The sequence below is a fragment of the Kribbella sp. NPDC003557 genome (genome assembly GCF_040610805.1).
Taxonomy (GTDB): domain Bacteria; phylum Actinomycetota; class Actinomycetes; order Propionibacteriales; family Kribbellaceae; genus Kribbella.
The window spans coordinates 321,723-347,902 of the sequence record NZ_JBEXMY010000008.1 but is presented as its reverse complement, the minus strand read 5'-3'; the positions used below and the strand labels follow the sequence as shown (position 1 = coordinate 347,902).

The window sequence follows — 26,180 nt, the reverse complement described above, 5'->3', positions numbered from 1 at the left end:
GTTGACTGTGTGCTCAGATCCTTCGCGGGATCAGGCGCCGACCTCGAAGCGGGCGAACCGCTTCACGGTGACACCGGCCTCGTCGAGCACAGCCTTCACGGTCTTCTTGTTCTCCGTGACCGACGGCTGCTCGAGCAGCACGACGTCCTTGAAGAACCCGTTCACCCGGCCCTCGACGATCTTCGGCAGGGCGCCTTCCGGCTTGCCCTCCTCGCGCGCGGTCGCCTCGGCGATCCGCTTCTCGTTCTCGACCGTCTCGGCCGGGACCTCGTCGCGGGTGGTGTACAGCGGGCGCATCGCGGCGGCCTGCATGGCGGCGCCACGGGCGGCCTCCACGTCGTCGCCCTCGAACTCGACCAGCACGCCGACCTGGGCCGGCAGGTCAGCGGCGCGCTTGTGCATGTACGCCGTCACCTTGCCGTCGAAGACGGCCACCTTGCCGAGCTCCAGCTTCTCGCCGATCACCGCGGCCAGGGCCTCGATGTTCTCGGCGACCGACTTGCCGTCGGTCAGCTTCTCGTTGAGCAGGCCCTCGACGTCACCGACCTTGCTCGCCGCGGCGTGCGCGACGATGTCGGCGGCGAGCTGCTGGAACTGCTCGTTCTTGGCGACGAAGTCGGTCTCGCAGTTCAGCTGGACGAGCGCGTTCTCCGCCGCGGCCACCAGGCCGTTGGTGGCGGACCGCTCGGCGCCACGCTTCTGGGCCTTGGCCGCGCCCTTGATGCGCAGCTCCTCGATGGCCTTCTCGAAGTCGCCGTCGGTGGCCTCGAGCGCCTTCTTCGCGTCCATCATGCCCGCGCCGGTGGTGTCGCGGAGCTTCTTCACGTCAGCGGCGGTGTAGTTCGCCATTCCTCGTTCTCTCGTCTTGTCTGGTGCGGCTGGGTGGGCGGGCTGTCAGGGTGCCCGCAGGACCCCGGCCGGGGTCCTGGGGGCGTGGCCCGGCGCCGCCCGGAGTGAACCGGGCGGCTTACGAGCTGTCAGGCCTCGTCGGCCTTCGGCGCCTCGGCCGGGGTCTCCTCGGCGGCCGGGGTCTCCTCGGCGGCCGGGGTCTCCTCGGCCTTGGCCTCGGTCACCGCGGCGTCGGTCGCGACCGGCTCGGTCAGGACGTCGGTCGCCGGGGCGGCCTCAGCGGCCTTCGCCTCGGTGGCCTTCGCCTCGGCGGCGCCGTTCTGGCTCTCCAGCAGCTCCCGCTCCCAGGCGGCCAGCGGCTCCTCCTGGCCCAGCTCCTCGCCGGCCGCGGCGGCACCCTGGCCCGAGCGGGCCATCAGGCCGTCGGCGACGGCGTCGGCGACCACGCGGGTCAGCAGGCCGACCGAGCGGATCGCGTCGTCGTTCCCCGGGATCGGGTAGTCGACCTCGTCCGGGTCGCAGTTGGTGTCCAGGATGCCGATGATCGGCAGCTTCAGCTTGCGCGCCTCGTCGACGGCGAGGTGCTCCTTCTTGGTGTCCACGATCCACACGGCGGCCGGGACCCGGGCCATGTCGCGGATACCGCCGAGGGTCTTGAGCAGCTTGTCGTGCTCGCGACGCTTCTGCAGCAGCTCCTTCTTGGTGACACCGGAGGCGGCGACGTCGTCGAAGTCGATGAGCTCGAGCTCCTTGAGGCGCTGGAGCCGCTTGTTCACGGTCTGGAAGTTCGTCAGCATGCCGCCCAGCCAGCGCTGGCTCACGTACGGCATCCCGACCCGGGTCGCCTGCTCGGCGATCGCTTCCTGGGCCTGCTTCTTGGTGCCGACGAACAGGATCGCCCCGCCCGACGCGACCGTGCTGCGGACGAACTCGTACGCGCGGTCGATGTAGGACAGCGACTGCTGCAGGTCGATGATGTAGATGCCGTTGCGCTCGGTGAGGATGTAGCGCTTCATCTTCGGGTTCCAGCGCCGGGTCTGGTGCCCGAAGTGCACGCCGCTCTCGAGCAGCTGCTTCATGGTCACGACGGCCATGAGGTGGTCTCCTTATTGCGACCCGGCTTGCGTTCCGGGTCTACTCGGTTGTCTCGCCCCGGACCGGATGATCCGCGGCTCCTGATGCCCGTCGCGCGAATCCACCCGGATCGCTCCGGGACCGTCGGACCCAACGCACTTGTGCAGGCATGCGTAGTCGCCCCACCGAGGTGTGGCGCCACCGGAAGTGTACGGGACCACCCGCACCGGATGCGAACCGGCCCCACTTGTCCACAAATCCGCTCTCGCCGGTCAAAACCCACCCCACCCACGGCACCTTCCCTGGCATGACCTTCGCCCTCCTCCCCCTCGCCGCCGCCCCACCCGCACCCGCCGCCATCCCACCCGTGCACGCCGCCCTGCCTCTGGCTACCCCGCCTCCGGCCGCCTGGCCGCTGCAGCCTCGGCCGGAGGTCGTGCACGGCTTCGAACTCCCGGCGAAACCGTGGCTACCCGGCCACCGAGGCGTCGACCTCGCAGGCCGCCCGGGCCAGCCCGTCCTCGCCGCCACCCCCGGCACGATCACCTACGCCGGCCCGCTCGCCGGCCGCGGCGTCATCACGATCACCGCCGGCCCCCGCCGCACGACGTACGAACCCGTCATCCCCGAGGTCGCGGTCGGTGCCACCGTCACCACCGGCACCGTCATCGGCCGCCTCTCGGCCGCGGGCTCGCACTGCCCACCCAGGACCTGCCTGCACTGGGGCCTCCTCCAGGGCAAGCAGTACCTCAACCCCCTTGCCCTGCTCCCGCACCGCCCGGTCCGCCTACTCCCACTCACCCACGGCCCGACCCGACCGGCAGCACGCAGCGCACCATCTGCGCCTTCGCCCACAGACCCACCAGACAACCGGCGCGCGGCCAAGCTCGTCATCGCCGTCACGGCGGCGCTCACCCTGACCGCCGGCCTGCTGCTCAGGCGCGAATGACGCTCACTCGTGCGGCAGATTCAGCTGCCACGACACCCCGTACCGGTCGTTCACCCACCCGAACTTCTTGCTGAACCCATAGTCCCCCAGCGGCATCAGCGCACCCCCGCCGTCCACCAGCGCGCCGTACAACCGCTCGAGCTCCGCCTCGTCCCGGCAGTCCACGAACAACGACATCGAAGGAGTGAAGGTGAAGCCATGGTGCTGGTAGCTGTCACTGCACATGAACTCCTGCCCGGCCAGCCGGAACACCGCAACCATCACGGACCCCTCAGGTCCCGGCCCCTCAGCGCCGTACTTGACCATCGACACGACCTCGGCGTCGTCGAACAGCGACTGGTAGAAGGTCATCGCCTTCTCCGCGCCACCCTCGAACATGAGGAACGTCTTGATCTGCTGCATCGCCCATCTCCTACAGTCGTGGCTTATATAAGTCTCGACTGTAACACCGGATCAGCTCCCGGGGACCCGGGCCTGCCAGGCGTCCTCGTCGCGCGACCGGCGCTCGACTCCGGCCGGCAACTTGTTCTTGGCCAGATCGACCAGAGTGGTGTTCTCGAGGACGTCCCGCAGACTCGCGCGAGCAGCGATCCAGACGCGCTGCAGGACGACCGCGTGCTCGTTGTACGTGACGCTCTCGGGCCGGACGCCCGAGATGCTCACGATCGGCCCGTCGACAGCGCGCATCACGTCGGCGACGGAGATCTCGTTCGGGTCGACGGCCAGCCGCCAGCCGCCCGACTGCCCGCGCTGGCTCGACAGCACGCCGGCCCGGCGCAGGTCGGCGAGGATGCCCTGGAGGAACCCGTGCGGAATGCCCTGCGCCCGGCTCAGTTCCTCGGCCGACACCACGGCAGGATCGCCGGCCACCCATCGCTGGGTGATCTCGATCAGAGCTCGCAACGCATAGTCAGACTTCGCCGAAACCCGCATGTCCCGCAGTCTGCCGCATGCCGGCGCCCACACGCCGCATCACCCGCGAACATCCGTCGCCTCGACCTGCCCGTGCGCGTTCCCTCAGGCCCGCGGATGGGCCTGCTGGTAGGCCTGGCGAAGCCGATCGGTGGAGACGTGCGTGTAGATCTGGGTGGTCGCGAGCGACGCATGCCCGAGAAGTTCCTGGACGCTCCGGAGGTCCGCGCCACCCTCGAGAAGATGCGTGGCCGTCGTATGGCGCAGCCCGTGCGGCCCGAGATCCGGTGCGTCGACGACAGCGATTCGCTGGTGCACCATCCGCCGTACCGTCCGCTGATCGATCCGGCCACCACGCGCCCCGAGAAAAGCCGCGGGCCCGCTCCCCTCGCGCACCAACTTCGGCCGTGCCTCGGCCAGCCACCGCTCGAGCGCCTGCCCGGCCGGCACCCCGTACGGGACCGACCGCTCCTTCCGCCCCTTCCCGAAGACCCGCACGACGCGACGCGACCGGTCGACGTCATCCACATCCAGGGCGCACAGCTCGCCGACGCGGATACCCGTTGCGTAGAGCAACTCCATGATCGCGAGATCGCGCAGCCCGACCGGACTGCCGTCGTCAGCCGCGACTCCGGCCGCGTCCAGGACGGCGCGGGTGTCCGCCTGGCCGAGCACCCCCGGAAGGCTCTTGTGCGCCTTCGGGCTCGCGAGCAGCGCTCCGGGATCCGTCTCGATCCGCCCGGTCCGCTGCGCCCACGCCGTGAACACCCTCGCGGCCGTCGCACGGCGAGCCATCGTGCTGCGGGATTTCCCCAGACTTTGCTGTTTGGCCAGCCAGGACCGTAGACCCCGGATGTCCAACTGCTCAAGATCATCGTGACCAAGCCGAATCAAATGTTCGAGTAAATCCGCGACGTCTCCGATGTAGGCTCTCACGGAGTGAGTGCTGAGGTCTCTTTCCGCCGTCAGATGCCTTTCGTAGTCAGCCAGTAACACAGCGAAACCTTCCGGCCAGGAACGGTTTCCACTGACTTCGTCCGGCGTCATGTCTCGACGATGCGTGAGGTGGCCCGGCATCGCAAGGCACCGCGCGGACGCCGAGGAGAGGAGGTCTGGTCGATAGCCCGACGGTCGACTACTGTTCGGCCCGATTGCCCTAGTAGCAACGGAGGCACCCCTGACCATGGCCCCCTCAGCGAACGGACAGACCGTAGGCCGGCGCCTGCCGGTCGAGTCGGCGTTCACTCGAGTCGAGGATGCGCGGCACCGTCTGCCGCGCTTGTTCGGTCGTCGCGACCTGGTCGTACTCGGCCTGGGCGTGATGATCGGCTCCGGCATTTTCAGCATCAGCGGCGTTCAGGCGGCGAATGTCGCCGGACCGGCAGTGATCCTGTCGTTCGTCATCGCCGCGATCGTCTGTTTGCTGGCCGCGGCCTGTTACGCCGAGCTGTCGTCCACGATCCCGGTTTCCGGTAGCGCGTACACCTTCAGCTACGTCACCTTCGGCGAAGCGTGGGCGTGGCTGGTCGGCTGGGCACTGGTGCTCGAGCTCGTCACCGCGGCGGCGATCGTCGCGCGCGTCTGGTCGGCGTACTTCCTGGCCACCCTCGACGGATTCGGAGTGACGCTCCCCGCGGGTGTGGCGCAGTTCTTCGGCCCCGAGGCCAAGGTGAACCTCGTCGCCCCGCTGCTGCTGCTGATCCTGACCGCGCTCGTCGTGACCGGCACCAAGCTCTCGGCCCGGGTGCTGACCGTCGTCGTGATCGCGAAGGTCGCGGTGATCCTCCTGGTGGTGATCGTCGGTGCCGCGCACATCAACATGGACAACTACCACCCGTTCGTGCCGCCGGCCCGGGCGGCGCCCGCGACCGCGAGCCCGACGTTGCTGGGCTGGATCCTGGACTCGTCGTTCGGCTCGTTCGGGACGATGGGCATCTTCACCGCCGCGAGCACGATCGTGTTCGCCTACATCGGCTTCGACCTGATCGCGACCGCGTCCGAGGACGCCCGCAGCCCGCGCAAGACCGTCCCGCAGGGCATGCTGCTCGGCGTCGGCGCCGTGACGATCCTCTACATCGCGATGGCCGTCGTCCTGGTCGGCATGCGCCCGTACGGCAAGCTCGGCGGCGGCGCACCGGTCTCCGAAGCCCTGGCCGCGGTCGGCGTCGGATGGGCCGCGAAGGTGGTCAACCTGGGCGCCTTGCTCGCGTTGATGACGGTCATCATGGTGGTCCTCATCGCGCAGAGCCGGGTCCTGTTCAACATGGGCCGCGACGGCCTGCTGCCGAAGAGCCTGGGCCGGGTCAGCCGGGTCTACTCCTCCCCCGCCCGCGCCGCGACGGCCGCCGGCATCGCCGCGCTGGCCCTCACGCTCTACCCGAAGGTCCTCGAACTCGAAGAGCTGCTGGTCATCGGAGCCCTGTTCTGCTTCGCCTTCTGCGCGATCGGCGTCCTCACCCTGCGCCGCTCCGAGCCCAACCTGGAGCGCGGCTTCCGGGTGCCGATGGTCCCGCTGATCCCGCTCCTGTCGCTGGCAGCGACGGTCTGGCTGATGCTCAACCTGAAGACGAGCACCTGGACCAAGTTCGGCGTCTGGATGGTCATCGGCATCGCGATCTACGGCCTCTACGGCCGCTGGCACAGCCGCCTCGCCAACGAGGACAGCTGGGACTTCGACCTGGGCGACACCGACCCCGGCACCGGCGGCTTCCAACCCATCCGCCCCGACCAGGACCGCCCCACCGAACTCCGAGCCATCCGCACCCCACCCGAACAAGCCCAAAAGCCGTCCCGCGGCAAACACATGCGCAACTAGCCGTAGATGGAAAGACGCAGATGACCGGGCCAGGCCACAGGCCGGTCCCGTCCACCTGCCGCCGCCCGACCGCAGCCGTTCGCCCTGTGACCGCGGCTGGTTGAGCCACTCACCTCGGCCGCCGAGGTGCACCCTTCTCACGAACAGCTCGCTGCGCTCCACAACGCGGCCCGGATCCAGGGATGGCCGCGCCCCGCCCGGCGTCTCGGGATCCCGCGCAGCGCCTGGGGGCTCGGCATCGCCCGCAGCGCTCAGGGGCTCAGGATCACGCGCAGCGCTCAGGGGCTCAGGATCACGCGCAGCGCTCAGGGGCTCAGGATCACGCGCAGCGCTCAGGGGCTCAGGATCGCGGACAGCGCTCAGAGTCTCGGGATCGCGCGTAGGGCGATCTCTACCGTGGCGTACAGGCTTGCACGGTCTGCCCCGGCCGCCGCGTGCACCGCGTTTCCCTCGCTCACGGTCATCACGTAGCGCGCGAGGTCGGCCGGGTCGGTGCCGGCGGGCAGGTCGCCCTCGTCGACCGCGCGGGCCAGGCGCTCGGCCAGGCGCTTCTCGCCGGCCAGACGGCTCGCGGCCAGGAACTGCGCCACCTGACCGTTGTCGCTTCCGCCCGCCAGGCCGCCCTGGATCGACAGGCACCCAGCCGGCCGACCGGGCAGTGTGAGCGCGTCCGCGTTCGCCTTCAAGAACCTCTCCACGGTCGCGTACGCGGTCGGCTCAGCGAGCGCCTCCTGGGCGTACGCCATGTCGCGCTCGGCGTAGCGCGCAACCGCCCGACGGAACAGGTCCTCCTTGTTGCCGTAGGCCGCGTACATGCTCGGACGGTTGATCCCCATCGCGTCGGTCAGGTCGGCCAGCGACGCGCCCTCGTAGCCGCGCTCCCAGAACACCTCGATGGCCCGGTCGAGCGCCGCGTCCGCGTCGAAGCCCCGCGGCCGTCCTCGTGTCTTCACCGTCACACCACTGATTCTAACCGCTCGGTACAGAAATAACTCGGAAGGTACTACTGTTCCAATCCATACCGAACGGTACAGAATTTGGAGGCTGGTCATGCAACGCATAGGGCTCTGGAGCATGCGATTCCGGGGCCACCCGTCGCTGCCTGATCTCGAGGCAGCCGGTTGGGACACCCTCTGGATTCCGGGTCTCGACGGCACCGGCGCACTCGACGACGTAAAGCACCTGCTCCAAGCCGCGCCGCACAGCACGGTCGTGACCGGCGTCCTGAACATCTGGGGTCAGTCACCGCAAGAGCTGTCGAAGAGGATCGCCGAGCTCGACGCCGACCGGCTGCTGGTCGGGCTGGGCGTCGGAAACGCTGCCGGCGCTGCCTCGAGTGGCCAGGACTACGGCAACCCCATCGCGTCGATGAGCCGCTACCTCGATCAGCTCGAGGTGCCCGCCGATCGCCTGCTGCTCGGCGCCCTCGGGCCCAAGATGGTCGACCTGGCCGTCGCCCGTACGGCCGGCTGGCACCCGTTCCTGGTCACGCCCTCCTATGTGGCTCGCGAACGTGCTCGCGTCGGAAAAGGCCCGCTGATCGCACCGCACCAGGCCGTGGTGCTCGAATCCGATCCGGCCAGGGCGCGGGCGATCGCCCGCGCCGAGATCGGCATGTTCATCGGCTTCCCGGCCTACCGCAACAACCTGCGTCGCTTGGGCTTCACCGACCAGGACCTGGTCCCCGGCGGCAGCGACCGCCTGATCGACGCTCTGGTCGCGCACGGCGGCGTCGCTGAGATCCGCGACCGCGTCCGCGCTCAGCTCGAGGCGGGCGCCGACCACGTGGCCCTGCACTTCCTGGGGGCCAACTCGTTCCTTCCCACCCACCTTTCCGAACTCACCAAGGAGAACTTCTGATGGGACAGCTCGACGGCAAGACCGCCCTCGTCACCGGCGCCACCTCCGGCATCGGTCTCGCATCCGCCCGCTTGCTGGCCGCCGAGGGCGCGCACGTGTTCGCGACCGGCCGCCGCAAGGAGGCCCTGGACGCCGTGGCCTCCGGCAACATCACCCCGATCCAGGCCGACATTTCCAGTCCCGAAGACCTGGACAGCGTCTATGCCGCGATCTCTGCCCGCGGCCAGGGCCTGGACGTCCTGTTCGCCAACGCCGGAGCCGGTGAGTTCTCGGCCCTACCCGACGTCACCTGGGACCACTACGCGACGACGTTCAACACCAACGTGGGCGGCACGATCTTCACCGTGCAGAAGGCCTTGCCGCTGCTCAACCCCGGCGCGTCGGTGATCCTGACCAGCTCCAACATCGACGTCAAGGGCGCGCCTGCCTTCAGCGTCTACGCCGCCACCAAGGCCGCCGTGCGCTCGTTCACCCGCAGCTGGGCAGCCGAACTGGTCGAGCGCCACATCCGCGTCAACGCCATCGCCCCCGGCCCGATCAACACACCCGGCCTCTCAGGCCTGGCCGGCAGCCCCGAGGACGCCGCCCAACTCCTGAAGGGACTGGCGTCGGGCGTCCCGATGAACCGCTTGGGCACCCCCGAGGAGATCGCTGCCACGGTCCTGTTCCTGGCCACGCCGCCCAGTGCCTACATGACCGGCGCCGAGATCTACGTCGACGGCGGCGCCAGCCAGGTCTGACCCCCTGACCACAGCCCTTTCGCGGAGACACCAGCCGGCGGCGAGCCTTTGTGGGAGGGCCGCCGACGGTGCGCCTCTCCGTAGAGCAGCCGCGGGCGACGAGCCCTTGCGGAACCGCCGCCGGCCGCGAGCCTTGTGGAACCGCCGCCGACGGCGAGCCCTTGCGGAACCGCCGCCGGCCGCGAGCCTTTGTGGAACCGCCGCCGACGGCGAGCCTCTCCGTAGAGCAGCCGCGGGCGACGAGCCGTCTGTGGAATCGCCAGCCAGCTGCAATGACGAGCAGGTTTGTCAATGCGGGTGATGGTTGGCCGCCGAGTGAGGTTGGTTTCCGTGGTGGTTGTAGGCGTGGCCTCGGTCGCGGGAATGCCGACGTCGGAGCTGCCGGTAGCCAGGGTCGGATCGATCATGGGAGCGACCGACCGGCGGCACATGCAGGCCAGGTACGCGCCACCGCCGCCACGTACCTGGTCGGCGCGAAGCTGTCGGTCCCCCAACGTCGAGTTGGGTCTCAGCACTGAGGCTCGCTGCAATCCCGGCCGAGGCGTTCGACCGTGAGAGTGAACCTTGAAGGCGAACACGACGAATCCGTTGAAGGACCTCGTTTTCAGGGAGTCGCAGCCTGCTAGCTGCCTGCGACTGGTGATCGTCCTCGAAGTCCATCCGCTGCCGTACCCACATAAGGCCAGCCGGATCTGCTGCTGGTCGAGTCCAGCCAAGCACCCACATGTGAACGATTTGTCGAGCAAGGAGAGAAAATGTCGAACGCCGTTGTGTTGACCGACTTCGGGGCGCCCGAGGTGCTGCGCTGGCAGCAAGTCGCTTTGCCTGAGCCGGGGCCCGGGCAGATACGCCTGAAGGTGGCCGCGGCCGGCGTCGGTCCCACTGACCTGGCGATCCGCTCCGGCCATTTGCGAGCCTTCGGGGCAGCGCCGGGTGGCGTACTCGGCTTCGAGGCGGCCGGCACCGTGGACATGGTCGGGCCCGGCGTCACCGGAGTGTCCGCGGGCGACGAGGTTGCCGCGCAACTGCTGAGCCTGGGCGGCTATGCCGAGTCCGCGATCGCCGATATCTGGACCGTCAAGCCGGCGGGCGTGTCGTGGGAGGACGCCGCCGCGTTGCCTGCATCGGCCGAGGCGGCTGTCCGCGTACTCGATGAAGTTCAGCTTGAAAGCGGGCAGACGCTGGTGCTGTATGGCGGCGGTGGGTCGGTCGGCATCATCGCGACACAACTGGCGATAGCCCGGGGCGCTCGGGTACTCAGCGTGGTCCGCGGGCACGACGAGCAGTTGGTCCGCGAATTAGGCGCCGAGCCGGTAATTCTGAGCGCTACGGTCCGAGCCGACGCGGCGGTCGACGCTGCCGGAACGGGCGTGCTCCCACACGCCCTGGCGGCGGTCGGCGACCCCAGGAGAGTGGTCACTCTCGCCGATCCGCGTGCGGCCGAATTCGGCGTACGCCTGTCCGGTCCGCGCCCGGACGCGGCGCCGGCCGCGCTCGCCGAGACCATGCAGATGCTCGCGTCCGGACGGCTACAGCTCCGCGCACACCGCACATTGCCGCTTCGCGAAGCCGCCGAAGCCCACCGTCAGCTCGAGGCCGGCATCCGGGAGAAACTGATCCTCATCCCGTGAGATCGACTCCCGATCGGGGCATGGAAGCCCGGCACCAATGGATGGTCGGGGGTCGCGGTGGTCGGGGGTCGCCGTGGCCGGAGTCGCCGTGGTCGGGGGTCGCCGTGGCCGGAGTCGCCGTGGCCGGAGTCGCCGTGGCCGGAGTCGCCGTGGCCGGAGTCGCCGTGGGCGGGGGGCGCGGTCGCCGTGGGCGCGGTGGGCGGGGGTCGCGGTGGGCGGGGGTCGCGGTGGGCGGGGGGCGCGGTGGGCGGGGGCGCGGTGGGGGCGCTGTCGCCGGGGGCGCGGTGGGCGGGGGCGCGGTGGGCGGGGGCGCGGCGCTGTCATCGACTCAGCGGGCCTTTCAGCTACCTGCTGATGAGGCCCCCGATTCTCGTACATGCCATTGCGGTTATATAGCTGCGTCGGTATGTTGGCTTCTGTGGGTGCACCTTTTGAGGTTTTGGCTGAGCCGCGGCGGCGGCAGATTTTGGAGTTGCTGCGGGAGCGGCCGCATCTGGTTGGTGAACTGACGGATGAGCTTGGGCTCAGTCAGCCCGGGGTGTCGAAGCACCTGCGGGCACTGCGCGAGGCCGGGCTGGTCGGCGTTCGGGTGGACGCGCAGCGGCGGTGGTACGAGCTGAGGCTCGGACCGCTGCGCGAGCTGGACGCTTGGCTGCACCCGTACCGGCAGCTGTGGGATCGCGCTCTGGACGACCTGGAAGACCACCTGGACACGATGCCGGACGACAGCCCGGCGGAAACGGAAGGTTGACGATGGCAAACGAGACCCTGCGAACAATCGAGGGCCGCTCGGTGCTGCGGATGGAGCGGCAACTGCGACACCCGGCCGAGAAGGTCTGGCGTGCCCTCACCGAGCCGGAGCAACTGGTCCGCTGGTTCCCGGCCTCGGTCAAGCTACAGCCACACATCGGCAGCGCTGTCGAGTACTCGATGGAAGGTGAGTCGGCCGGTGACGGCGAGGTGCTCGAGTTCGATCCGCCGCGCGTGTTCGCGATCACCTGGAACGGTGAGGTACTGCGATGGGAACTGCTCCCGGCCGATGACGGCTGTTTGCTGGTCCTCAGTCACACCTTCGACGACCACTTCGGCGCGGCCAGCTTCAGCTCCGGCTGGACACTTTGCCTGGACGCGATGGACCTACTCCTGGCCGGCAAGCCCTCCGACGTCGAGCCGGACACCGGCTCTCTGCACGACAGCTTCGTGAAGCAGCTCGGATTGGATCAGGGCTCGGCCGAACAGACAGCGGACGGCTGGACCATCCGCTTCGAGCGGCAACTCACGCGCCCGGCCGAGACGGTCTGGACGCACCTCCCCCACGAGGGAACCGTCACCGAACAGTCCGAACCGAAGGTGCTGGAGTACGAGCAGGCGGGCGGCAAAGTCCGGTGGGAGCTGACAGAGGGCACCGGCCACGGCGCTCGCCTGATCCTCACCGAGACCGGCCTGAGTAGCCCGGACGAAGCGCTCGCAATCTGGCCCGACCGCCTCGACAAGCTCGCAGCTGACCTCCTGAACACTCCGCCCGGCCGGAGACCCGAAGGCCCCACAGAACACACCAACGACGCCACCCGCTGACCACATGCCGCACCGCCCAGCGTGCCGCGGTGAGATGGGCGGTGACGACAGGAGCCTGCCGGCAGCGCCGGGGCGGAGCCGTGGCGCTGCCGGGTCGTATGGGTGCGCCACCGGGGCGGAGCCGTGGCGCTGCCGGGTCGTATGGGTGCGCCACCGGGGCGGAGCCGTGGCGCTGCCGGGTCGTATGGGTGCACCGCCGGGGCGGAGCCGTGGCGCCGCCGGGTCGCGTGGGTGCGCCGCCGGGGCGGGGCGTGCGGGGGCGGTGCGTGCGGCGCGAGTGGGTGGTGCGGACCGGGCTTGTGGTGTACGTCGAGCAGGTGTGTCTGGTGTCGGGGCGGGGTGTCGTGCGGGCCGGGAGGCATCTGCAGGTGGCGCCTGGACGGGGGTGGCGATTACTTTCTACTTGCGGAAGTGGAAAGTTATTGAGTAGGTTTCCGGTATGGAAAGTGATGCGGAGGAGCAGCTGCGGATTGTCGAGCGGGCCGAGGCGGCGCCGTACGTCAGTTATCCGAAGACGCCCTGGTGGTATCCGGTGGTTGTCGGGCTGTGGGCGGGGGCGCTGGTCGGGATCTTCAGCTGGTGGCGGGAGAACAGTGCGTTGTTCTTCGCGTTGATGGCGACGCTGTTCGCATTGGAGATCGCGTTCATCACGTGGATGCAGCGGCGGCACGGCGCGATGCCGTTTCCGGGGCGTGGTCGGCCGCCGCAGGAGATCGGGCGTCTCTGGAAGCGGTACTTCCAGGCGCTGCCGGTGGTCGTGGTTGTCGTTGGTCTCGTCTGGTGGTTGGTGGGCGTGCCGGCTGCCGCCGTGACCGCGTTCGTCCTGGTGACCGCTGGACTCTGGTACTACGAGCGTCGGTACGCCGTGGTGGCGCAACAGGTCCGGGAGCGGCTCGGATGATCGACGGGCTCGATCCGGTCATCCATGCGCCGAAGCGGCTGGCCGCGATGGCGGTGCTGGCCAACGCGACGACGGTGACGTTTCGGTTCCTCAAGGAGTATCTGGAGGTGACCGACTCCGACTTGTCGAAACACATGTCGGCGTTGGAGAACGCGGGGTATGTCAGCACGACGAAGTCTGGTCATGGGCGCGGCGCGACCACGACGTACCGCATGACCAAGGCCGGTGAGAAGGCCTACACCACTCACCGCGACGCCCTGCGAGCCCTGCTGGACGGCCCGAAGTAGCTCAGGAGGCTTCGCGCACCGGCCTTCAGGGATTGGTGGGTGGAGTTGGGTGGAGGTGCCAGCCTGCGGAGGTTTGGGCTATCAGGGTCAGGGTGGCGAGGGTTTCCAGGCAGTGTTGGGTTGTGGGGATGTCCAGGCCTGCGGTGACGGCGATGCGGTGGGTGGGGGCGGCGGTGTGGACGGGGACGGCGTCCAGGGTTCGTTGGAGGTCGGGGTGGAGGGTGTCGGTGAGGGTTTGGGGGGCTCGGGGAGGTTGGGTCAGGTTGGTGCCGAACGGGGAGATCGCCTCGATGATGTCGGCGACGTTGGTGGCCAGGACGGCGTTGCGTTCGCGGACGAGTAGGTGGCTGCCGGCGGACATGCGGGATGTGATCGGGCCGGGGACGGCGAGGACGGGGCGGCCGCATTGGTCGGCCCAGCCGGCAGTGTTGAGGGCGCCGCTGCGGATGGCGGCTTCGATGACGACAGTGCCTTGGGTGATGGCGGCGATGAGCCGGTTGCGGGCGAGGAAGCGGAGCCTGGTCGGGGCGCAACCGGGTGGGAGCTCGGCGATGACGAGGCCGTCCTCGGCGATCCGGCTGAGTAGGGCCGAGTTGCGTTTCGGGTAGCTGACGTCGACGCCGCAGGCCAGGACCGAGATCGTCACCCCGGCGGCGGCGAGAGCTCCGCGGTGGGCGGCCGCGTCGATGCCGAAGGCGCCGCCGGAGACGACGGTGACGCCGTTGTCGGCGAGGCCGGAGGAGAGCTCGGCGGCTACGTGTTCGCCGTACGACGAGCAGGCGCGGGCGCCGACCATCGCGACGGAGCTGGTCAGGGCGTGGCGGAGGTTGGCGCGGCCGCGGATCCAGAGGCCGAACGGTACACCGGCGCGGCGGGACAGTTGGCCGGCTTCTTCGAGTACGTCGACCTGCTCGGGCCACTCGTCGTCGCCGGGGATCACGAATCGGGCGCCGGCCGCCGCGGCCCGGTCGAGGTCCCGGTGCGGGTCGGCGATGGCGAGTCGGGTCGACCAGCGCTCGAGGCCGGGTGGGTTGCGGTGGAGGCGATCCCAGATCTCCACCGGGTGCAGGCCGTCGAACGCCTTCAACGCGGCGAGGTCTCCCGGCTCGATCACGCGCGACAAGCCGACACGGGCCAGGCGCTCCGGGTCATCATTGCCGCCGGCCACCACTTCGAGGCCGCCGGATCCACGGCCCGCACCGGACCCGTCGGACCCGCTCACACCGGCTCTGGTCGTTTCGGTCTGGTAGTTGACGTCGCCGGGTGACTCGATGCCCACTCCCCCGGTGCCCGCCGTTGCTGCGCCCCAGGCGCGGACGTCACCGCCGCTTAGGCGTGCGGAGCCGGCTGATGTCGGTGGGAGGGCGAAGGTGGTGGTCATTGGGTGGGTCCTTTGAGGGCGCGCTGGTCCGACAGGTGGGTGAGGGGTTCGCCTGAGCGGAGTTGGAAGGCTTCGTGGGTTTGTTCGACGGTGGGGGTGCTGAGGCCGGCCAGGTCGGCGAGGGTCCAGGTGAGGCGGACGACGCGGTCGAAGCCTCGGGCGGTGAGGCGGCCGGCGGTGTAGTGGTCTTCGAGGAGGCGTTGGCTGGGCTTGTCCAGCGGGTGCTCGCGGCGCAGGACGGGGCCGGGGATCTCACTGTTCAGCGTCCAGGCGGTGGCGCGGTAGCGGTGGAGCTGGCGGTCGCGGGCGGCTTGGACTCGGGCAGCCACGGTCGCGGTCGACTCCGGAGGCTCGCCATCGGTGACGGTGCGGGCGGCGGGCAGGATCTGGCGCTGGATGTCGAGACGGTCCTTGATCGGGCCGCTGATGCGCTGGCGGTAGCGCGCGAGGTGCTGCGGTGTGCAGCTGCAGATGCCCTGGTTGGTGCCGGACAGGCCGCACGGGCAGGGGTTGGCGGCCAGGACCAGCATGAAGCGGGCGGGGAACTTGGCGACGGCCGCCGCCCGGTGGACCTCGACGAAACCCGATTCGAGTGGCTGGCGGAGAGTGTCGAGGGTCAGCGGATGCATCTCGGGGGCTTCGTCGATGAACAGGACGCCGCGGTGGGCGCAGCTGATGGCGCCCGGTCTGAGCACGCCGGATCCGCCGCCGACAAGGCTGGCCAGGGACGCCGTGTGGTGCGGTGCGATGAAGGGCGGCCGGAGGACCAGCTCGGCATCGTTCGTCAGGAGGCCGGCCAGGGAGTGCACGGCGGAGACCTCGAGTGAGTCGTCGGTGCTGAGGTCGGGCATCAGCCCGGCGAGGCGCTCGGCGAGCATGGTCTTGCCGGACCCCGGTGGGCCGTGCAGGAAGAGGTGATGCCCACCGGCGGCCGCGGCCTCGATCGCCCGGCGGCCTTCGCGCTGGCCGATGACGTCGTCGAGGTCGACGCCCGGGACCCTGATCAGCGACTCCGACACCAGGCGCGGCTCGGCCCGCGGCGGGGCCTCCTCGGGGATCTCGGTGCCGCGGAGCAGGGCGAGGACCTGGCGCAGCGAACGAGCACCGTACACCTCGATGCCGGGGACCAGGCGGGCCTCGCCGACGTTGAGGTCCGGGACGACGATGCGGTCGAAGCCGGCGCGGGCGGCGGCCAGCGTCATCGCGAGCGCGCCGCGGACCTCGCGGATGCGGCCGTCGAGGCCGAGCTCGCCGATGATCGCCGTCCGGCGGAGCACGCCCGGATCGACCGCGCCGGCCGCTGTGAGCAGCGACAGGGCGATGGCGACGTCGTAGTGGGAGCCCGTCTTGGGCAGCGTGGCGGGTGACAGGCCGATCGTGACCTTGCGGTCCGGGAACCGCTCGCCGCTGTTCACCACGGCGGCGCGGACGCGGTCGCGGGCCTCGGACAGGGACGTGTCGGGGAGACCGATCAGCGTCGTCTTCGGCAGGCCCTGGGCGATATCGGCCTCGACCTCGACGAGGTGGCCCTCCAGACCGACCAGGGCGACCGACCAGGTCTGTGCGAGCGCCATCAGACCGCACCTCGCATGTGGTCCACGCTGGGCGGCGTGTCGCGGTCGAACAGGATCGAGATGACGTCGATCCGGATCTCCGCCGGTCTGAGCTCATGGGTCTGCAGCCAGCGGCCGGCCAGCTTCCGGAGGGTGGCCAGCTTCCGGTAGGTGATCGACTCCAGCGGCGAGCCGTAGTTCAGCCCGCGGCGGGTCTTCACCTCGCAGACGACGAGGGTGTCGCCTTCACGCGCGACGATGTCGATCTCGCCGAACTCGCAGCGCCAGTTGCGCTCGAGCACGGCGAAACCGTGCGTGCTGAGATATCTCGCGGCGAGATCTTCGCCGTACCGTCCGACGGTGTTGCTGGTCCGCATCGATGACCACCTCCGGCAGAGAAGATGCCGGGATCAGGCCTCGATGCGGACCCTCAGTTCGAACCTGTGGACAAACTCAGCGACCGAAGTCGGAGTCCTTGGGGACTTCCAGGTCGGACTTGGCGAGTTCTTCGATGTTGACGTCGCGGAAGGTGACGACCTTGGCGTTCTTGACGAAGCGGGCGGAACGGTACACGTCCCAGACCCACGCGTCGGCCATCGTCACCTCGAAGTACACGTCGCCGCCCTCGGTGCGGACCTTCAGGTCGACGGCATTGCACAGGTAGAAGCGCCGCTCGGTCTCCACGACATACTTGAAGATCCCGACGACGTCCTTGTACTCCCGATAGAGCTGCAGCTCCATATCGGTCTCGTACTTCTCGAGGTCGTCAGCGCTCATGCCTCCACCTCGCTGCGCTCGGTTCCGGCCCGAGCGCTGAGGGCGGCTCTGTTATCGGTTCGCTCGCTACGCTCGCTCACTGGCTCTCCACTCCGGTGGGACTGGTCACATTCTGTCCCATAACGGGCTTCAGACTGCGGCGGACATTCTCAAACCGGCGTCGATGTTGCGGGCACGGACCGTATTCGTCCAGTGCGGCCTGGTGTTCAGGGGTGCAGTACCCCTTGTGGATCCCGAACCCGTACTGCGGGTACACCTTGTCCCAGTGCTCCATCACGCGGTCCCGGGTCACCTTCGCGATCACTGACGCGGCAGCGATACAGGCCGCGACGCGGTCGCCCTTCCAGATCGCCAGCCCGGGGACGTCGAGGCCGTCGACGCCGAACCCGTCGGTCAGCACGTAGGACGGCCGCACGTCGAGGCGGAACAGCGCCCGCCGGAGCGCCTCCACGTTCGCGACGTGCATCCCGAGCCGGTCACACTCCGCGGCCTCGATCGACACCACCGACCAGGCCAGGGCGCGCCTGCGGACCTCGTCGTAGCACCGGTCCCGCGCCTTCGCGGTGAGCAGCTTCGAGTCCGCGAGCTCCGGGATCTGGCCGCGCTTGCCTTCGGGCAGGATCACCGCCGCGGCCACCAGCGGTCCGGCGCACGGCCCACGACCCGCCTCGTCGACGCCGGCGATCGGGTCCAGGCCGACGCGGCGCAGGGCCCGCTCGTACCCGTACAGCCCGGCGTCCCGCCGGACCGTGCTCCCGCGCGGCAGCGCGCTCATCCAGCCCTCCGAATCACACAACCCACCCTAGGCACCAGAGCCGACAGCGGCTCACTTAGGCGGCGGTGTGAGGGATATCGAGGGCTTGTCCGGCGCCGGTCCGGGGGCCGGCACCGCCTTGAACGTGTCCGGGACGCCGAGCTTGCCCCAGCGGCCCGACGGCCAGACGATCATGATCGCCCGCCCGGTGACCTTGTCGAGCGGCACGAACGCCGCGTCACCCTGGTTGGCGCCGTTCGCGTCGAGGTCCTGCAGGTGGACGCGGGAGTCCCCGGACGCGGAGCGGTGGTCGCCCATCACGAAGATCCGGCCGGCCGGGACGGTGACCTGGAACTCCATCTGGGACGGGGCGTCGCCCGGATACAGGTAGCTGGTCTCGTCGAGGGGCTGACCGTTCACCAGCAGGCGGCCCTTGGAGTCGCAGCAGGCGACCTTGTCGCCCGGCATGCCGATCAGGCGCTTGATCAGGTGGCCGTGGCTGGAGTCCGGCAGCAGGCCGACGATCTCGAAGAACCGGCCGACCGAGCCTCGCTTCTGGCCGCTCTCCTCGGCGCCGAGCCAGCCGCCCGGGTCCTCGAACACGACCACGTCGCCGCGCTTGACGTCGGTGAGCTTCTCGACCACGACCCGGTCACCGACCAGCAGAGTGTTCTCCATCGACTCGCTCGGGATGATGAACATCTGCCCGACGAACGCCCGCAGGATCGAGGAGACGATCAGCGCACCGACCACGATCAGCACGAACTCGCGGGCAGCGGCCGCGAAGCCCGAACGATGAGCGGGTTTGGCGTCCGACTTGGTCGGTGTATCGGTCACTTCTTCAGCCCCGGCTTCTTGAAGGTTTCCGGAGGACGCAGCATCGTCATCCGGTCAGACGGCCAGATTACGCAACAGGCCCGGCCAACCACGTTCTCGACCGGCACGAAGCCGCCGCCGGGGCCGCCCATGTGGGCGCGGGAATCGGCCGATTCGGCGCGGTTGTCGCCCATCACCCAGAGGTGACCGGCCGGCACCAGCACGTTGAAGGGCATCTCCGACGGCTTGGCGTCCTTCAAAAGGTACTCCCGCTCGTCCAGCGGGATGCCGTTGACGGTGATCAGGCCGTCCTTGTTGCAGCAGACCACCCGGTCGCCGCCGATGCCGATCACCCGCTTCACCAGGTGACCCTCGCCGCTGCGCGGCAGGATGCCGACGAACTCACCGATCCGGCGCACCGTGCCCGGCTGGGCCTGTTCCTCGTTCAGCCAGTTGCCGGGGTCCTTGAAGACGATGATGTCGCCGCGGTCGACATCACGGTGCAGATAGCTGATCTTCTCGGCGAGGATCCGGTCGTCCTTGGTCAGCGTGTCGTACATCGACTCCGACGGCACGTAGAACGCCTCCGCGACGAACAGCCGCAGCACCACGGTGATGACGAGCGCGAGCACCGTGACGGTGCTCATCTCGACGAGCAGGCTGAGCAGCGGATTCCGCTGCTTCAGCCTGCGGTGACGTCCCTTGCTGCGACGTGCCCTCTTCGAGACCGGGCGAGGGCGAGCGCGAGTCGCAGTGCTCGGCGCCATAGGTGACCGTCGTCGTTACGCGGCGTCAGGAAGCCGGAACTTCGCGCTTCTCCTTGATCTTCGCCGCCTTGCCGCGCAGCTCGCGCAGGTAGTACAGCTTGGCGCGGCGGACGTCGCCGCGGGTGACGATCTCGATCTTCTCGACGATCGGGGTGTGCAGCGGGAAGGTCCGCTCGACACCGACGCCGAAGCTGACCTTGCGGACCGTGAAGGTCTCCTGCAGGCCACCACCCTGGCGGCGGATCACGACACCCTGGAAGACCTGGACACGGGACCGGTTGCCCTCGACGACCTTGACGTGCACCTTGACGGTGTCACCGGGGCGGAAGGCGGGGATGTCGTCACGCTTGCTCGCGTTGTCGAGCTCGTTCAGGACGTTGCTCATCAGGTGTCTCTTTCTCGCGCGTGCCACAGGTCACCCACGAATGTCGGTGGTGATGAAGTCATCAAAAGGCTGCCGGTCGGTGGTCACCCCCTGTGGCAGGAGCACCGAAGGGCAGCAGCAGACAATCTTGCCACACGCCCCATACCGTGACGAAATCCGCGGGCGTCGCCTGCGTACGGTGAGCGGCGGGACCTCACTTACGGCGACGACGCTTGCCGAGCCGGACCAGGTCGACCTTCGGCGTCTGGGCCTCCCGGCTGAGCTCCCGGTAGCCCGCTTTCTGGTACAGCGCCAGGTTCCGCTCGCTCAGCGCGCCGGTGTCCAGCGCGTACGACGTGACCTCGGCGGGGGCCAGTCGCTCGGCGGCGCGCAGCAGGCGAGCACCGAGGCCGCGGCCCTGCCAGTCCGGAGCGACGACGAGGCGCTCGATCTGCCCCACGGAGCCGTCGACGACGAGCTGGACGGATCCGACGATCCGGGCGCCCGCAACGGCCTTCAGGACAATCCCTCGCGAGAGACGGGCCGCGGTGCCGGCAGGATCCTCGGTCAGCGGCGGGATCGTGTAGTCGTCGTACAGGCGCGCCTCGGACAGGAACGCCGCCAACTGCAGCACGTGGATCTCGCCGGCGTCGGCCTCGGTGGCCGGCAGCAGACGGACACCGCTGGAGTCGTCCTTGCCCGCGAGAACGTCGCCCCACGCCGCGAGCAGGTCCGGCCGACGCTCAGCAGTACGCCGGACCGCCTCGTCGTGGTGCCAGTCGGCGATCAGGCCGTGGTTCCCGGACAGCAGCACGTCGGGTACGTCGTACCCGCGCCAGCTCGGCGGCTTCGTGTAGACCGGGTACTCGAGCAGGCCGTCGCCCGAGTGGGACTCCTCGGCCAGCGACTCCGGGTTGCCGATCACGCCGGGCAGCAGACGCGCGACAGCCTCGACCATCACGAGTACGGCGACCTCGCCGCCGTTCAGCACGTAGTCGCCGATGGACACCTCGTCGACGCGCATCCGCTCCGCCGCGTACGACGCCACGCGCGCGTCGATCCCCTCGTACCGGCCGCAGGCGAAGGCGAGCCACGGCTCGGCCGCCAGCTCGTAGGCCAGCGATTGTGTGAACGGCCGGCCGGCCGGGGTCGGCACGATCAGCCGCGGCTGCGCCGGACCGTCGACGGGAGCGACCGCGTCCAGAGCCTGGCCCCACGGCTCCGGCTTCATCACCATGCCCGCTCCCCCGCCGTACGGGGTGTCGTCGACGGTGCGGTGGCGGTCGTGGGTCCATTCCCGCAGGTCGTGCAGGTGGATGTCCAGCAGACCGCTCTTGGCCGCCTTCCCGACCAGGGACACGTCCAGCGCGGCCAGGTACTCGGGGAAGATCGTGACGACGTCCAGCCGCATGTCAGTCCCCCGACTCGGTCTGGACCACCTCTGCGCCCTCGGGGTCGAGCAGTCCGGGCCGGTCCGCCACGACGACGTACCGCTGGTCGATGTCGATCTCCGGGACCAACTCCTCGACCATCGGGACCAGCACGAGGTTGCCCGCGGTACGCCGGATCTCGAGGAGGTCCTGCGACGGCAGGTGCACGACGTCGGTCACCTCGCCGACGTCGGCGCCGTCGGTGGTCCGGACCGCGAGGCCGACCAGGTCGCGGTCGTAGTACTCGTCGGGGTCCTCCGGGCGCTCGTCGGCATCGATCTCGGACTGGACGACCAGGTTGCGCAGCTGCTCCGCCGCGGTCCGGTCCGGCACCTCTGCGAACTTCACCAGCAGCCGCCCGCTGTGCCAGCGGCTGGCGGCCACGGTCAGCGTCCGGGACACCTTGGCGTCCGTCACCAGGACCGCGCCGTCCGCGAACCGGCGGTCCGGCTCGTCGGTGCGCACATCGATGCCGACCTCGCCCTTGATCCCGTGCGCCCGGCCGATCCGCCCGACAGTCACCAACACGTGCATTGCTCCTTTGTACGAAATGAAGGGCCGCACCCCGGAGCGGGGGCGGCCCTTCGGAGGACTGCTGAGCTCAGCGGCGCGGACGCCGGTTGAACTCGTCGACGAAGTCGATGCGCAGCGAGGACTCGGAGCTGAGGGCGCCGACGACGGTGCGGATCGCGGTGGCGGTGCGGCCGTTGCGGCCGATCACCTTGCCGATGTCGTCGGGGTGGACGTGCACCTCGAGGGTGCGGCCACGCCGCAGGTTCCGGGCCCGGACGCTGACGTCGTCGGGGTTGTCCACGATGCCTCGGACCAGGTGCTCGAGCGCCTCGGTCTCCATCATGGTCAGGCCTCGGTGGTCTCGGCCGCAGCCTCGTCGGCCTTGGGCTCCTCGGCCTTGGCCTCGTCAGCCTTCGGCGCCTCGGCGGCGTCGTCCTTCTTCTCGGCCTTCTTCGCCGTCTTCTTGGCGGTGACCGCCTCGGTCTTCAGCGAGCCGTGGGCCTCGGCCAGCGCCTCGTTGAAGATCTCCTGCTTGTCCCGCTTCGGCTCGGCGACCCGCAGCGGCGCCGGGGCGTCCTGGCCCTTGAACTTCTGCCAGTCGCCGGTGGCCTTGAAGATCGCCTCGACGGCCTCGCTCGGCTGCGCGCCGACGCCCAGCCAGTACTGCGCCCGCTCCGACTCGACGCGGATGAACGAGGGCTCGGTCTTCGGGTTGTAGATCCCGATCTCCTCGATCGCCCGGCCGTCCCGCTTGGTGCGGGCGTCCATCACGACGATGCGGTAGTGCGGGGTGCGCTTCTTGCCGATGCGCTTCAAACGGATCTTGACTGCCACTTTCGGGTGGTCTCCCTTGGAATTACAGACTGGGTGAGCAGCACAGCGTCGTGGGGACAACGGAGTGACACTCGATGGGCCGGCCGGGCCGTGGAGTTAGAGGGCTGCACGAACCAGGACGGACTCAGCAGGCCATTGTGCCAGATTCCACACCGCTCGGACCAATCGGCGTCACGGGCGCAGGTACGCGAGGTTCGGGAGCTGTTCGACGTAGGTGTCGAGCAGGTTCCCGGCCACCGTGACCGAGTCGACGAGCGGGTGGTAGGCGAACGCTTTCAGCGCGGCCGAGCGGGACGCCGCGGTGGCCGCTTCGATGGTGGAGCGCTCGACGGCCTTCACCGCGCTGATCAGGCCCGCCTGGTGGTCTGTGAGCTGGGTCACCGCCACCGGCAGGGCGCCGTTGGCGTCGACGGTGCACGGGATCTCGACCACGGCGTCGTCGTCGAGGTGGTGCAGTACGCCGCGGTTGCGAACGTTCAGGATCAGCGACGCCCGCTCGTTGTGCGCGATCGCCCGCATCAGCGACAGCGCGACCTGCTCGTACCCGCCGGCGGCCATGTCGCGTTCGTCGCGCTCCCCCGCGTCCGCGACCTCACGGCTCTCCACCATGTACGTCGACTCGCGCTCGGCCCTTGTCTTCTGCCACAGCTCCAGCGCCTGATCGGGGTGCTTGCCGGTCTCGGCGTAGAACGCGGACTGCTGCTCCAGGAGGAAGGTGCCGCGCGTCTGCCGGACCCCCTGGACGGCGGCCAGAGTCTCGCGCGCGAAGTAGTAGTAGTGCAGGTACTCGTTCGGGATCGACCCCAGCGACCGCAGCCAGTCCGCCCCGAAGAGGCGGCCCTCCTCGAAGGACGCCAAAGCATCGGCCGAGCCCAGTAGCTCGGGCAGCCGGTCGACTCCGCCGGACCGTAGGCCGCGGAGCCAGCCGAGGTGGTTGAGGCCCGCGTAGTCGTAGAAAGCTGTCGCCGGGTCGACGCCCAACGCCAGGGCGGCCCGGCGGCCCAGGCCGGACGGGGAGTCGCAGATGCCGATCACGCGGTCACCCAGGAACGGGATCATGGCTTCGGTCACCATGCCGGCCGGGTTGGTGAAGTTGATGGTCCAGGCGTCCGGGGCGACCGCCGCGATCCGTTGGGCGATCTGCACCGCGACAGGGAGCGTGCGCAGGCCGTAGGCGATGCCGCCGGCGCCGACCGTTTCCTGGCCGAGCACGCCGAGGTCCAGCGCTACCCGCTCGTCGACGGTGCGGCCTTCGAGTCCGCCGACACGAATCGCGGAGAAGATGAAGTCGGCACCACGCAGGGCTTCGTCGAGGTCGGTGGTCGCCGACACGACGGGCGGGTCAACGGGAGCCGAGTCGCCACCCGAGGCGGCCGAGCCGGCGTCGGTCGCGGCTGTTGCCTGTTGGTGGAGGACTGCGGTGATGGCCGACAGGCGGGACTGGTCGGTGTCGTACAGGACGACCGACGTGATGCGGCCGGGGCCGCGGTCGCCCAGGAGGGCGTGGTAGACGAGCGGAACCCGGAAGCCGCCCCCACCCAGGATCGTCAGCTTCACGCGAGGACCACCTCTACTCCTGCTTCGGTCAGTTGGGCACGGGTCGTTTCGTCGGCGCCGGGTTCGGTGACCACCATGGTGAGATCCCCCGGCTCGCAGACGCGGGCCACCCCGTGACCCGGGAACTTGGTGCGGTCGGCGAGCAGGACCACGCGGTCGGCGGCGTTGATCATCGCGCGCTTGACCGGCACCTCGATCATCGTGCTGTCCATCACCCGGCCGTCCGGTCGGACGCCGCTGGTGCCCAGGAACAGCCAGTCGACATGGATCTGCCGCAGGCTCTCCTCGGTCAGGTAGCCGACCAGCGACCGGTAGCTGCGCCGCACGAATCCACCCAGCACGATCAGCTCGATCTGCTCGTCGTTCTGCAACTCCTCCAGTACGGCGAGGTTGCTGGTCACCACGGTCAGCGAACGGCCGTGCAGGTGCTGCGCGACCCGGAGCGCCGTCGTGCCGATGTCGAGCAGCACCGACTCGCCGTCGGTGACCAGCTCGGCGGCGCGGCGCGCGATCCGGTCCTTCTCCTCGGCGTGCACGGCGTTGACGTCGGCGAACGGCTCGTCGCCGCCGTCGACCGCCAGCGCACCGCCGTACACCCGGGTCAGGCGACCCTCGGCGTGCAGCTGCTCGAGGTCGCGCCGGATGGTGGCCTCGCTGACGCCGAGCTTCCCGGCCAGCACCTTGACGCCCCCGGCCCCGTCGGCCCGGAGCGCACGAACGATCTGATCCTGTCGCTGCTTCGGCAACACGGAGAGACCGTATCACGCAAACTCAATCATTTTTAGTCAAAGTTGTGATCAGGTATTGCGGATCCTGAGCAAGAGTTTCAAGATTCATGAACGAGTTTGATCGACCCTGCAGGAGTGTGGCCTCCCATGCACGAACTGGACGTTCCGGTTTTGGATGTGGTCGTGTCCGGTCTGGTATTTGAGGACCTGGTGCTCGGCCTGCCCACTCCGCCGCGTCCCGGCACCGAGGTCTGGGCCACCGAGTCGCACGAGAGCCCGGGCGGCATCGCGAACTTCGCGGTGGCGCTGGCCCGGCTCGGACTGCGCACCGGTATGGCCGCGGCGTTCGGTGCGGACGCCACCGGCGACCAGGTCTGGGGCTACCTGAGCGCCGAGGGCATCGATCTGTCACTCTCCCGCAGACTCGCCGGCTGGCAGACGCCGCTCACCGTGGCCCTTGCCTACGACAACGACCGGGCACTGGTCACGAGGGGCACGTCACCCCTGCTGTCGGCCGACGAGCTGATCACCACGCCGCCGGCTGCCCGAGCCGTCGCCGCGCACATCGGACCCTGGCCGAACGATTGGCTGGCGAAGGCGAAGGCGGCCGGCAGCGTGGTGTTCGCCGATGTCGGCTGGGACCCGACCGAGCAGTGGGACCCGGCCGTCCTCGACCAGCTCCAGCACTGCGACGTGTTCCTGCCCAATGCCGACGAGGCCATGGCCTACACGCGGACCGACTCGCCGGAGCAGGCCGTGCGCCGACTGGCGGAGCGGGTGCCGCTGGTGGTCGTGTCCAACGGCGCCGCGGGCGCCATCGCTCTCGACGCGAGCATCGGCGAGCACGTCGCCGTGCCCGCGTATCCGGTCCCGGCGGCGGACACCACCGGGGCGGGTGATGTGTTCGCCGCCGGTTTCATCGCCGCCACGCTCTGGGGACTGCCACTGGCGCAGCGGGTGCGGTTCGCCGCCCTGACCGCCGCGCTCTCCGTCACCCGGCTCGGCGGCGCGGACGCCGCACCGCGCTGGGCCGACCTCGCGGACTGGCAGGCCGCGCACCCGGAAGACCAGAACCTCCACGCGCTGATCAGCGCACACTCAGGAAGGTAGAAG

The 26,180-nt window shown here is 69.5% G+C and carries 30 protein-coding genes; 10 read left to right on the top strand and 20 right to left on the bottom strand.

The window, feature by feature from the left end; genetic code table 11:
- Positions 1-30 precede the first annotated feature (30 nt).
- Together tsf and rpsB are read right to left on the bottom strand one after the other, a co-directional pair.
- Entirely contained in the window at positions 31-849 is an 819-nt protein-coding gene (gene tsf / locus ABZW60_RS33215) for a translation elongation factor Ts (protein WP_355483623.1), read from the bottom strand.
- Between the two features lie 128 nt (positions 850-977).
- The gene (gene rpsB / locus ABZW60_RS33210; protein ID WP_355483621.1) at positions 978-1,943 is read right to left on the bottom strand and encodes a 30S ribosomal protein S2; all 966 of its coding nucleotides are present in this window, start codon (positions 1,941-1,943) and stop codon (positions 978-980) included.
- Between the two features lie 287 nt (positions 1,944-2,230).
- Between rpsB and ABZW60_RS33205 the strand changes: the two genes are divergently transcribed.
- The gene (locus ABZW60_RS33205; RefSeq protein ID WP_355483619.1) at positions 2,231-2,872 is read left to right on the top strand and encodes a M23 family metallopeptidase; all 642 of its coding nucleotides are present in this window, start codon (positions 2,231-2,233) and stop codon (positions 2,870-2,872) included.
- Between the two features lie 3 nt (positions 2,873-2,875).
- On the opposite strand, the gene ABZW60_RS33200 is transcribed toward ABZW60_RS33205, so the two are convergent.
- The 3 genes from ABZW60_RS33200 to ABZW60_RS33190 form a co-directional block, all read right to left on the bottom strand.
- Positions 2,876-3,274 carry a VOC family protein gene (locus ABZW60_RS33200; RefSeq protein ID WP_355483617.1) on the bottom strand — a complete coding sequence of 133 codons (399 nt, stop codon included), beginning with the start codon at positions 3,272-3,274 and terminating at the stop codon, positions 2,876-2,878.
- Between the two features lie 51 nt (positions 3,275-3,325).
- Positions 3,326-3,805, bottom strand: coding sequence for an Rrf2 family transcriptional regulator (locus tag ABZW60_RS33195; protein ID WP_355483615.1), 480 nt, complete (start codon positions 3,803-3,805; stop codon positions 3,326-3,328).
- Between the two features lie 84 nt (positions 3,806-3,889).
- Complete coding sequence (locus ABZW60_RS33190; RefSeq protein ID WP_355483613.1) at positions 3,890-4,831, bottom strand: tyrosine recombinase XerC; 942 nt, start codon at positions 4,829-4,831, stop codon at positions 3,890-3,892.
- 232 nt (positions 4,832-5,063) lie between these two features.
- Between ABZW60_RS33190 and ABZW60_RS33185 the strand changes: the two genes are divergently transcribed.
- Positions 5,064-6,599 carry an amino acid permease gene (locus ABZW60_RS33185; RefSeq protein ID WP_355483611.1) on the top strand — a complete coding sequence of 512 codons (1,536 nt, stop codon included), beginning with the start codon at positions 5,064-5,066 and terminating at the stop codon, positions 6,597-6,599.
- Between the two features lie 359 nt (positions 6,600-6,958).
- Here the strand turns inward: ABZW60_RS33185 and ABZW60_RS33180 are convergent, their stop codons facing one another.
- Complete coding sequence (locus ABZW60_RS33180; RefSeq protein WP_355483609.1) at positions 6,959-7,558, bottom strand: TetR/AcrR family transcriptional regulator; 600 nt, start codon at positions 7,556-7,558, stop codon at positions 6,959-6,961.
- 91 nt (positions 7,559-7,649) lie between these two features.
- On the opposite strand from ABZW60_RS33180, the gene ABZW60_RS33175 reads away from it, so the two are divergent.
- The 7 genes from ABZW60_RS33175 (at position 7,650) to ABZW60_RS33145 (ending at position 13,593) form a co-directional block, all read left to right on the top strand.
- Positions 7,650-8,459: a TIGR03620 family F420-dependent LLM class oxidoreductase gene (locus tag ABZW60_RS33175; protein ID WP_355483607.1), complete on the top strand. Its 810-nt coding sequence runs from the start codon at positions 7,650-7,652 to the stop codon at positions 8,457-8,459.
- On the top strand, positions 8,459-9,199 hold the full coding sequence (locus ABZW60_RS33170; protein ID WP_355483605.1) for an SDR family oxidoreductase: 741 nt from the start codon (positions 8,459-8,461) through the stop codon (positions 9,197-9,199). The genes ABZW60_RS33175 and ABZW60_RS33170 overlap by 1 nt, the downstream gene beginning before the upstream one ends.
- A 755-nt stretch (positions 9,200-9,954) precedes the next feature.
- Entirely contained in the window at positions 9,955-10,830 is an 876-nt protein-coding gene (locus ABZW60_RS33165; RefSeq protein ID WP_355483604.1) for an NADP-dependent oxidoreductase, read from the top strand.
- 406 nt (positions 10,831-11,236) lie between these two features.
- Positions 11,237-11,581: a metalloregulator ArsR/SmtB family transcription factor gene (locus tag ABZW60_RS33160; protein WP_355483602.1), complete on the top strand. Its 345-nt coding sequence runs from the start codon at positions 11,237-11,239 to the stop codon at positions 11,579-11,581.
- 2 nt (positions 11,582-11,583) lie between these two features.
- Positions 11,584-12,405 carry an SRPBCC family protein gene (locus ABZW60_RS33155; protein WP_355483600.1) on the top strand — a complete coding sequence of 274 codons (822 nt, stop codon included), beginning with the start codon at positions 11,584-11,586 and terminating at the stop codon, positions 12,403-12,405.
- A gap of 439 nt (positions 12,406-12,844) precedes the next feature.
- Positions 12,845-13,306, top strand: coding sequence for a hypothetical protein (locus tag ABZW60_RS33150; RefSeq protein WP_355483598.1), 462 nt, complete (start codon positions 12,845-12,847; stop codon positions 13,304-13,306).
- Positions 13,303-13,593 (top strand): transcriptional regulator, encoded by a 291-nt coding sequence (locus tag ABZW60_RS33145; RefSeq protein ID WP_355483596.1) that lies wholly within the window; start codon positions 13,303-13,305, stop codon positions 13,591-13,593. Before ABZW60_RS33150 ends, ABZW60_RS33145 begins: the two co-directional genes overlap by 4 nt.
- A gap of 25 nt (positions 13,594-13,618) precedes the next feature.
- On the opposite strand, the gene dprA is transcribed toward ABZW60_RS33145, so the two are convergent.
- The 14 genes from dprA to ABZW60_RS33075 all read right to left on the bottom strand — a co-directional run bounded on the left by dprA (position 13,619) and on the right by ABZW60_RS33075 (position 25,088).
- Complete coding sequence (gene dprA, locus ABZW60_RS33140; RefSeq protein ID WP_355483594.1) at positions 13,619-14,974, bottom strand: DNA-processing protein DprA; 1,356 nt, start codon at positions 14,972-14,974, stop codon at positions 13,619-13,621.
- Entirely contained in the window at positions 14,971-16,548 is a 1,578-nt protein-coding gene (locus ABZW60_RS33135) for a YifB family Mg chelatase-like AAA ATPase (RefSeq protein ID WP_355483592.1), read from the bottom strand. The genes dprA and ABZW60_RS33135 overlap by 4 nt, the downstream gene beginning before the upstream one ends.
- Positions 16,548-16,904 carry a YraN family protein gene (locus tag ABZW60_RS33130; protein ID WP_355483590.1) on the bottom strand — a complete coding sequence of 119 codons (357 nt, stop codon included), beginning with the start codon at positions 16,902-16,904 and terminating at the stop codon, positions 16,548-16,550. The genes ABZW60_RS33135 and ABZW60_RS33130 overlap by 1 nt, the downstream gene beginning before the upstream one ends.
- Before the next feature lie 76 nt (positions 16,905-16,980).
- A complete protein-coding gene (locus ABZW60_RS33125) occupies positions 16,981-17,304 on the bottom strand; it encodes a DUF2469 domain-containing protein (RefSeq protein WP_012922325.1) in 324 nt (107 codons plus the stop codon).
- Positions 17,305-17,380: 76 nt separating this feature from the next.
- Positions 17,381-18,079, bottom strand: a complete 699-nt coding sequence (locus tag ABZW60_RS33120; protein ID WP_355483588.1) for a ribonuclease HII — start codon at positions 18,077-18,079, stop codon at positions 17,381-17,383.
- A gap of 51 nt (positions 18,080-18,130) precedes the next feature.
- Positions 18,131-18,895 carry a signal peptidase I gene (lepB, locus tag ABZW60_RS33115; RefSeq protein ID WP_355483586.1) on the bottom strand — a complete coding sequence of 255 codons (765 nt, stop codon included), beginning with the start codon at positions 18,893-18,895 and terminating at the stop codon, positions 18,131-18,133.
- A complete protein-coding gene (gene lepB, locus ABZW60_RS33110; protein WP_355483584.1) occupies positions 18,892-19,521 on the bottom strand; it encodes a signal peptidase I in 630 nt (209 codons plus the stop codon). Before lepB (ABZW60_RS33110) ends, lepB (ABZW60_RS33115) begins: the two co-directional genes overlap by 4 nt.
- Positions 19,522-19,666: 145 nt before the next feature.
- Positions 19,667-20,026, bottom strand: a complete 360-nt coding sequence (gene rplS, locus ABZW60_RS33105; RefSeq protein WP_355483581.1) for a 50S ribosomal protein L19 — start codon at positions 20,024-20,026, stop codon at positions 19,667-19,669.
- Between the two features lie 193 nt (positions 20,027-20,219).
- Positions 20,220-21,416 (bottom strand): tRNA (guanosine(37)-N1)-methyltransferase TrmD, encoded by a 1,197-nt coding sequence (gene trmD, locus ABZW60_RS33100; RefSeq protein ID WP_355483578.1) that lies wholly within the window; start codon positions 21,414-21,416, stop codon positions 20,220-20,222.
- A gap of 1 nt (position 21,417) precedes the next feature.
- Entirely contained in the window at positions 21,418-21,969 is a 552-nt protein-coding gene (rimM, locus tag ABZW60_RS33095; RefSeq protein WP_355483575.1) for a ribosome maturation factor RimM, read from the bottom strand.
- Positions 21,970-22,036: 67 nt separating this feature from the next.
- Entirely contained in the window at positions 22,037-22,288 is a 252-nt protein-coding gene (locus ABZW60_RS33090; RefSeq protein WP_131292053.1) for an RNA-binding protein, read from the bottom strand.
- A 5-nt stretch (positions 22,289-22,293) separates the two neighbouring features.
- Complete coding sequence (gene rpsP / locus ABZW60_RS33085) at positions 22,294-22,782, bottom strand: 30S ribosomal protein S16 (RefSeq protein ID WP_355483573.1); 489 nt, start codon at positions 22,780-22,782, stop codon at positions 22,294-22,296.
- Between the two features lie 171 nt (positions 22,783-22,953).
- Complete coding sequence (locus tag ABZW60_RS33080) at positions 22,954-24,339, bottom strand: 6-phospho-beta-glucosidase (protein ID WP_355483572.1); 1,386 nt, start codon at positions 24,337-24,339, stop codon at positions 22,954-22,956.
- A complete protein-coding gene (locus tag ABZW60_RS33075) occupies positions 24,336-25,088 on the bottom strand; it encodes a DeoR/GlpR family DNA-binding transcription regulator (protein WP_355483570.1) in 753 nt (250 codons plus the stop codon). The genes ABZW60_RS33080 and ABZW60_RS33075 overlap by 4 nt, the downstream gene beginning before the upstream one ends.
- A 126-nt stretch (positions 25,089-25,214) precedes the next feature.
- Here ABZW60_RS33075 and ABZW60_RS33070 point away from each other — a divergent pair, with 126 nt between their 5' ends.
- A complete protein-coding gene (locus ABZW60_RS33070) occupies positions 25,215-26,177 on the top strand; it encodes a PfkB family carbohydrate kinase (RefSeq protein WP_355483568.1) in 963 nt (320 codons plus the stop codon).
- Positions 26,178-26,180: the final 3 nt, after the last annotated feature.

Excerpts from the sequence above, each read along its gene's own strand:
- tsf (WP_355483623.1), bottom strand. The coding sequence starts at position 849 with ATGGCGAACTACACCGCCGCTGACGTGAAGAAGCTCCGCGACACCACC.
- rpsB (WP_355483621.1), bottom strand. The coding sequence starts at position 1,943 with ATGGCCGTCGTGACCATGAAGCAGCTGCTCGAGAGCGGCGTGCACTTC.
- ABZW60_RS33205 (WP_355483619.1), top strand. The coding sequence starts at position 2,231 with ATGACCTTCGCCCTCCTCCCCCTCGCCGCCGCCCCACCCGCACCCGCC.
- ABZW60_RS33200 (WP_355483617.1), bottom strand. The coding sequence starts at position 3,274 with ATGCAGCAGATCAAGACGTTCCTCATGTTCGAGGGTGGCGCGGAGAAG.
- ABZW60_RS33195 (WP_355483615.1), bottom strand. The coding sequence starts at position 3,805 with ATGCGGGTTTCGGCGAAGTCTGACTATGCGTTGCGAGCTCTGATCGAG.
- ABZW60_RS33190 (WP_355483613.1), bottom strand. The coding sequence starts at position 4,831 with ATGACGCCGGACGAAGTCAGTGGAAACCGTTCCTGGCCGGAAGGTTTC.
- ABZW60_RS33175 (WP_355483607.1), top strand. The coding sequence starts at position 7,650 with ATGCAACGCATAGGGCTCTGGAGCATGCGATTCCGGGGCCACCCGTCG.
- ABZW60_RS33170 (WP_355483605.1), top strand. The coding sequence starts at position 8,459 with ATGGGACAGCTCGACGGCAAGACCGCCCTCGTCACCGGCGCCACCTCC.
- ABZW60_RS33165 (WP_355483604.1), top strand. The coding sequence starts at position 9,955 with ATGTCGAACGCCGTTGTGTTGACCGACTTCGGGGCGCCCGAGGTGCTG.
- ABZW60_RS33160 (WP_355483602.1), top strand. The coding sequence starts at position 11,237 with ATGTTGGCTTCTGTGGGTGCACCTTTTGAGGTTTTGGCTGAGCCGCGG.
- ABZW60_RS33155 (WP_355483600.1), top strand. The coding sequence starts at position 11,584 with ATGGCAAACGAGACCCTGCGAACAATCGAGGGCCGCTCGGTGCTGCGG.
- ABZW60_RS33150 (WP_355483598.1), top strand. The coding sequence starts at position 12,845 with ATGGAAAGTGATGCGGAGGAGCAGCTGCGGATTGTCGAGCGGGCCGAG.
- ABZW60_RS33145 (WP_355483596.1), top strand. The coding sequence starts at position 13,303 with ATGATCGACGGGCTCGATCCGGTCATCCATGCGCCGAAGCGGCTGGCC.
- dprA (WP_355483594.1), bottom strand. The coding sequence starts at position 14,974 with ATGACCACCACCTTCGCCCTCCCACCGACATCAGCCGGCTCCGCACGC.
- ABZW60_RS33135 (WP_355483592.1), bottom strand. The coding sequence starts at position 16,548 with ATGGCGCTCGCACAGACCTGGTCGGTCGCCCTGGTCGGTCTGGAGGGC.
- ABZW60_RS33130 (WP_355483590.1), bottom strand. The coding sequence starts at position 16,904 with ATGCGGACCAGCAACACCGTCGGACGGTACGGCGAAGATCTCGCCGCG.
- ABZW60_RS33125 (WP_012922325.1), bottom strand. The coding sequence starts at position 17,304 with ATGAGCGCTGACGACCTCGAGAAGTACGAGACCGATATGGAGCTGCAG.
- ABZW60_RS33120 (WP_355483588.1), bottom strand. The coding sequence starts at position 18,079 with ATGAGCGCGCTGCCGCGCGGGAGCACGGTCCGGCGGGACGCCGGGCTG.
- lepB (WP_355483584.1), bottom strand. The coding sequence starts at position 19,521 with ATGAGCACCGTCACGGTGCTCGCGCTCGTCATCACCGTGGTGCTGCGG.
- rplS (WP_355483581.1), bottom strand. The coding sequence starts at position 20,026 with ATGAGCAACGTCCTGAACGAGCTCGACAACGCGAGCAAGCGTGACGAC.
- trmD (WP_355483578.1), bottom strand. The coding sequence starts at position 21,416 with ATGCGGCTGGACGTCGTCACGATCTTCCCCGAGTACCTGGCCGCGCTG.
- rimM (WP_355483575.1), bottom strand. The coding sequence starts at position 21,969 with ATGCACGTGTTGGTGACTGTCGGGCGGATCGGCCGGGCGCACGGGATC.
- ABZW60_RS33090 (WP_131292053.1), bottom strand. The coding sequence starts at position 22,288 with ATGGAGACCGAGGCGCTCGAGCACCTGGTCCGAGGCATCGTGGACAAC.
- ABZW60_RS33070 (WP_355483568.1), top strand. The coding sequence starts at position 25,215 with ATGCACGAACTGGACGTTCCGGTTTTGGATGTGGTCGTGTCCGGTCTG.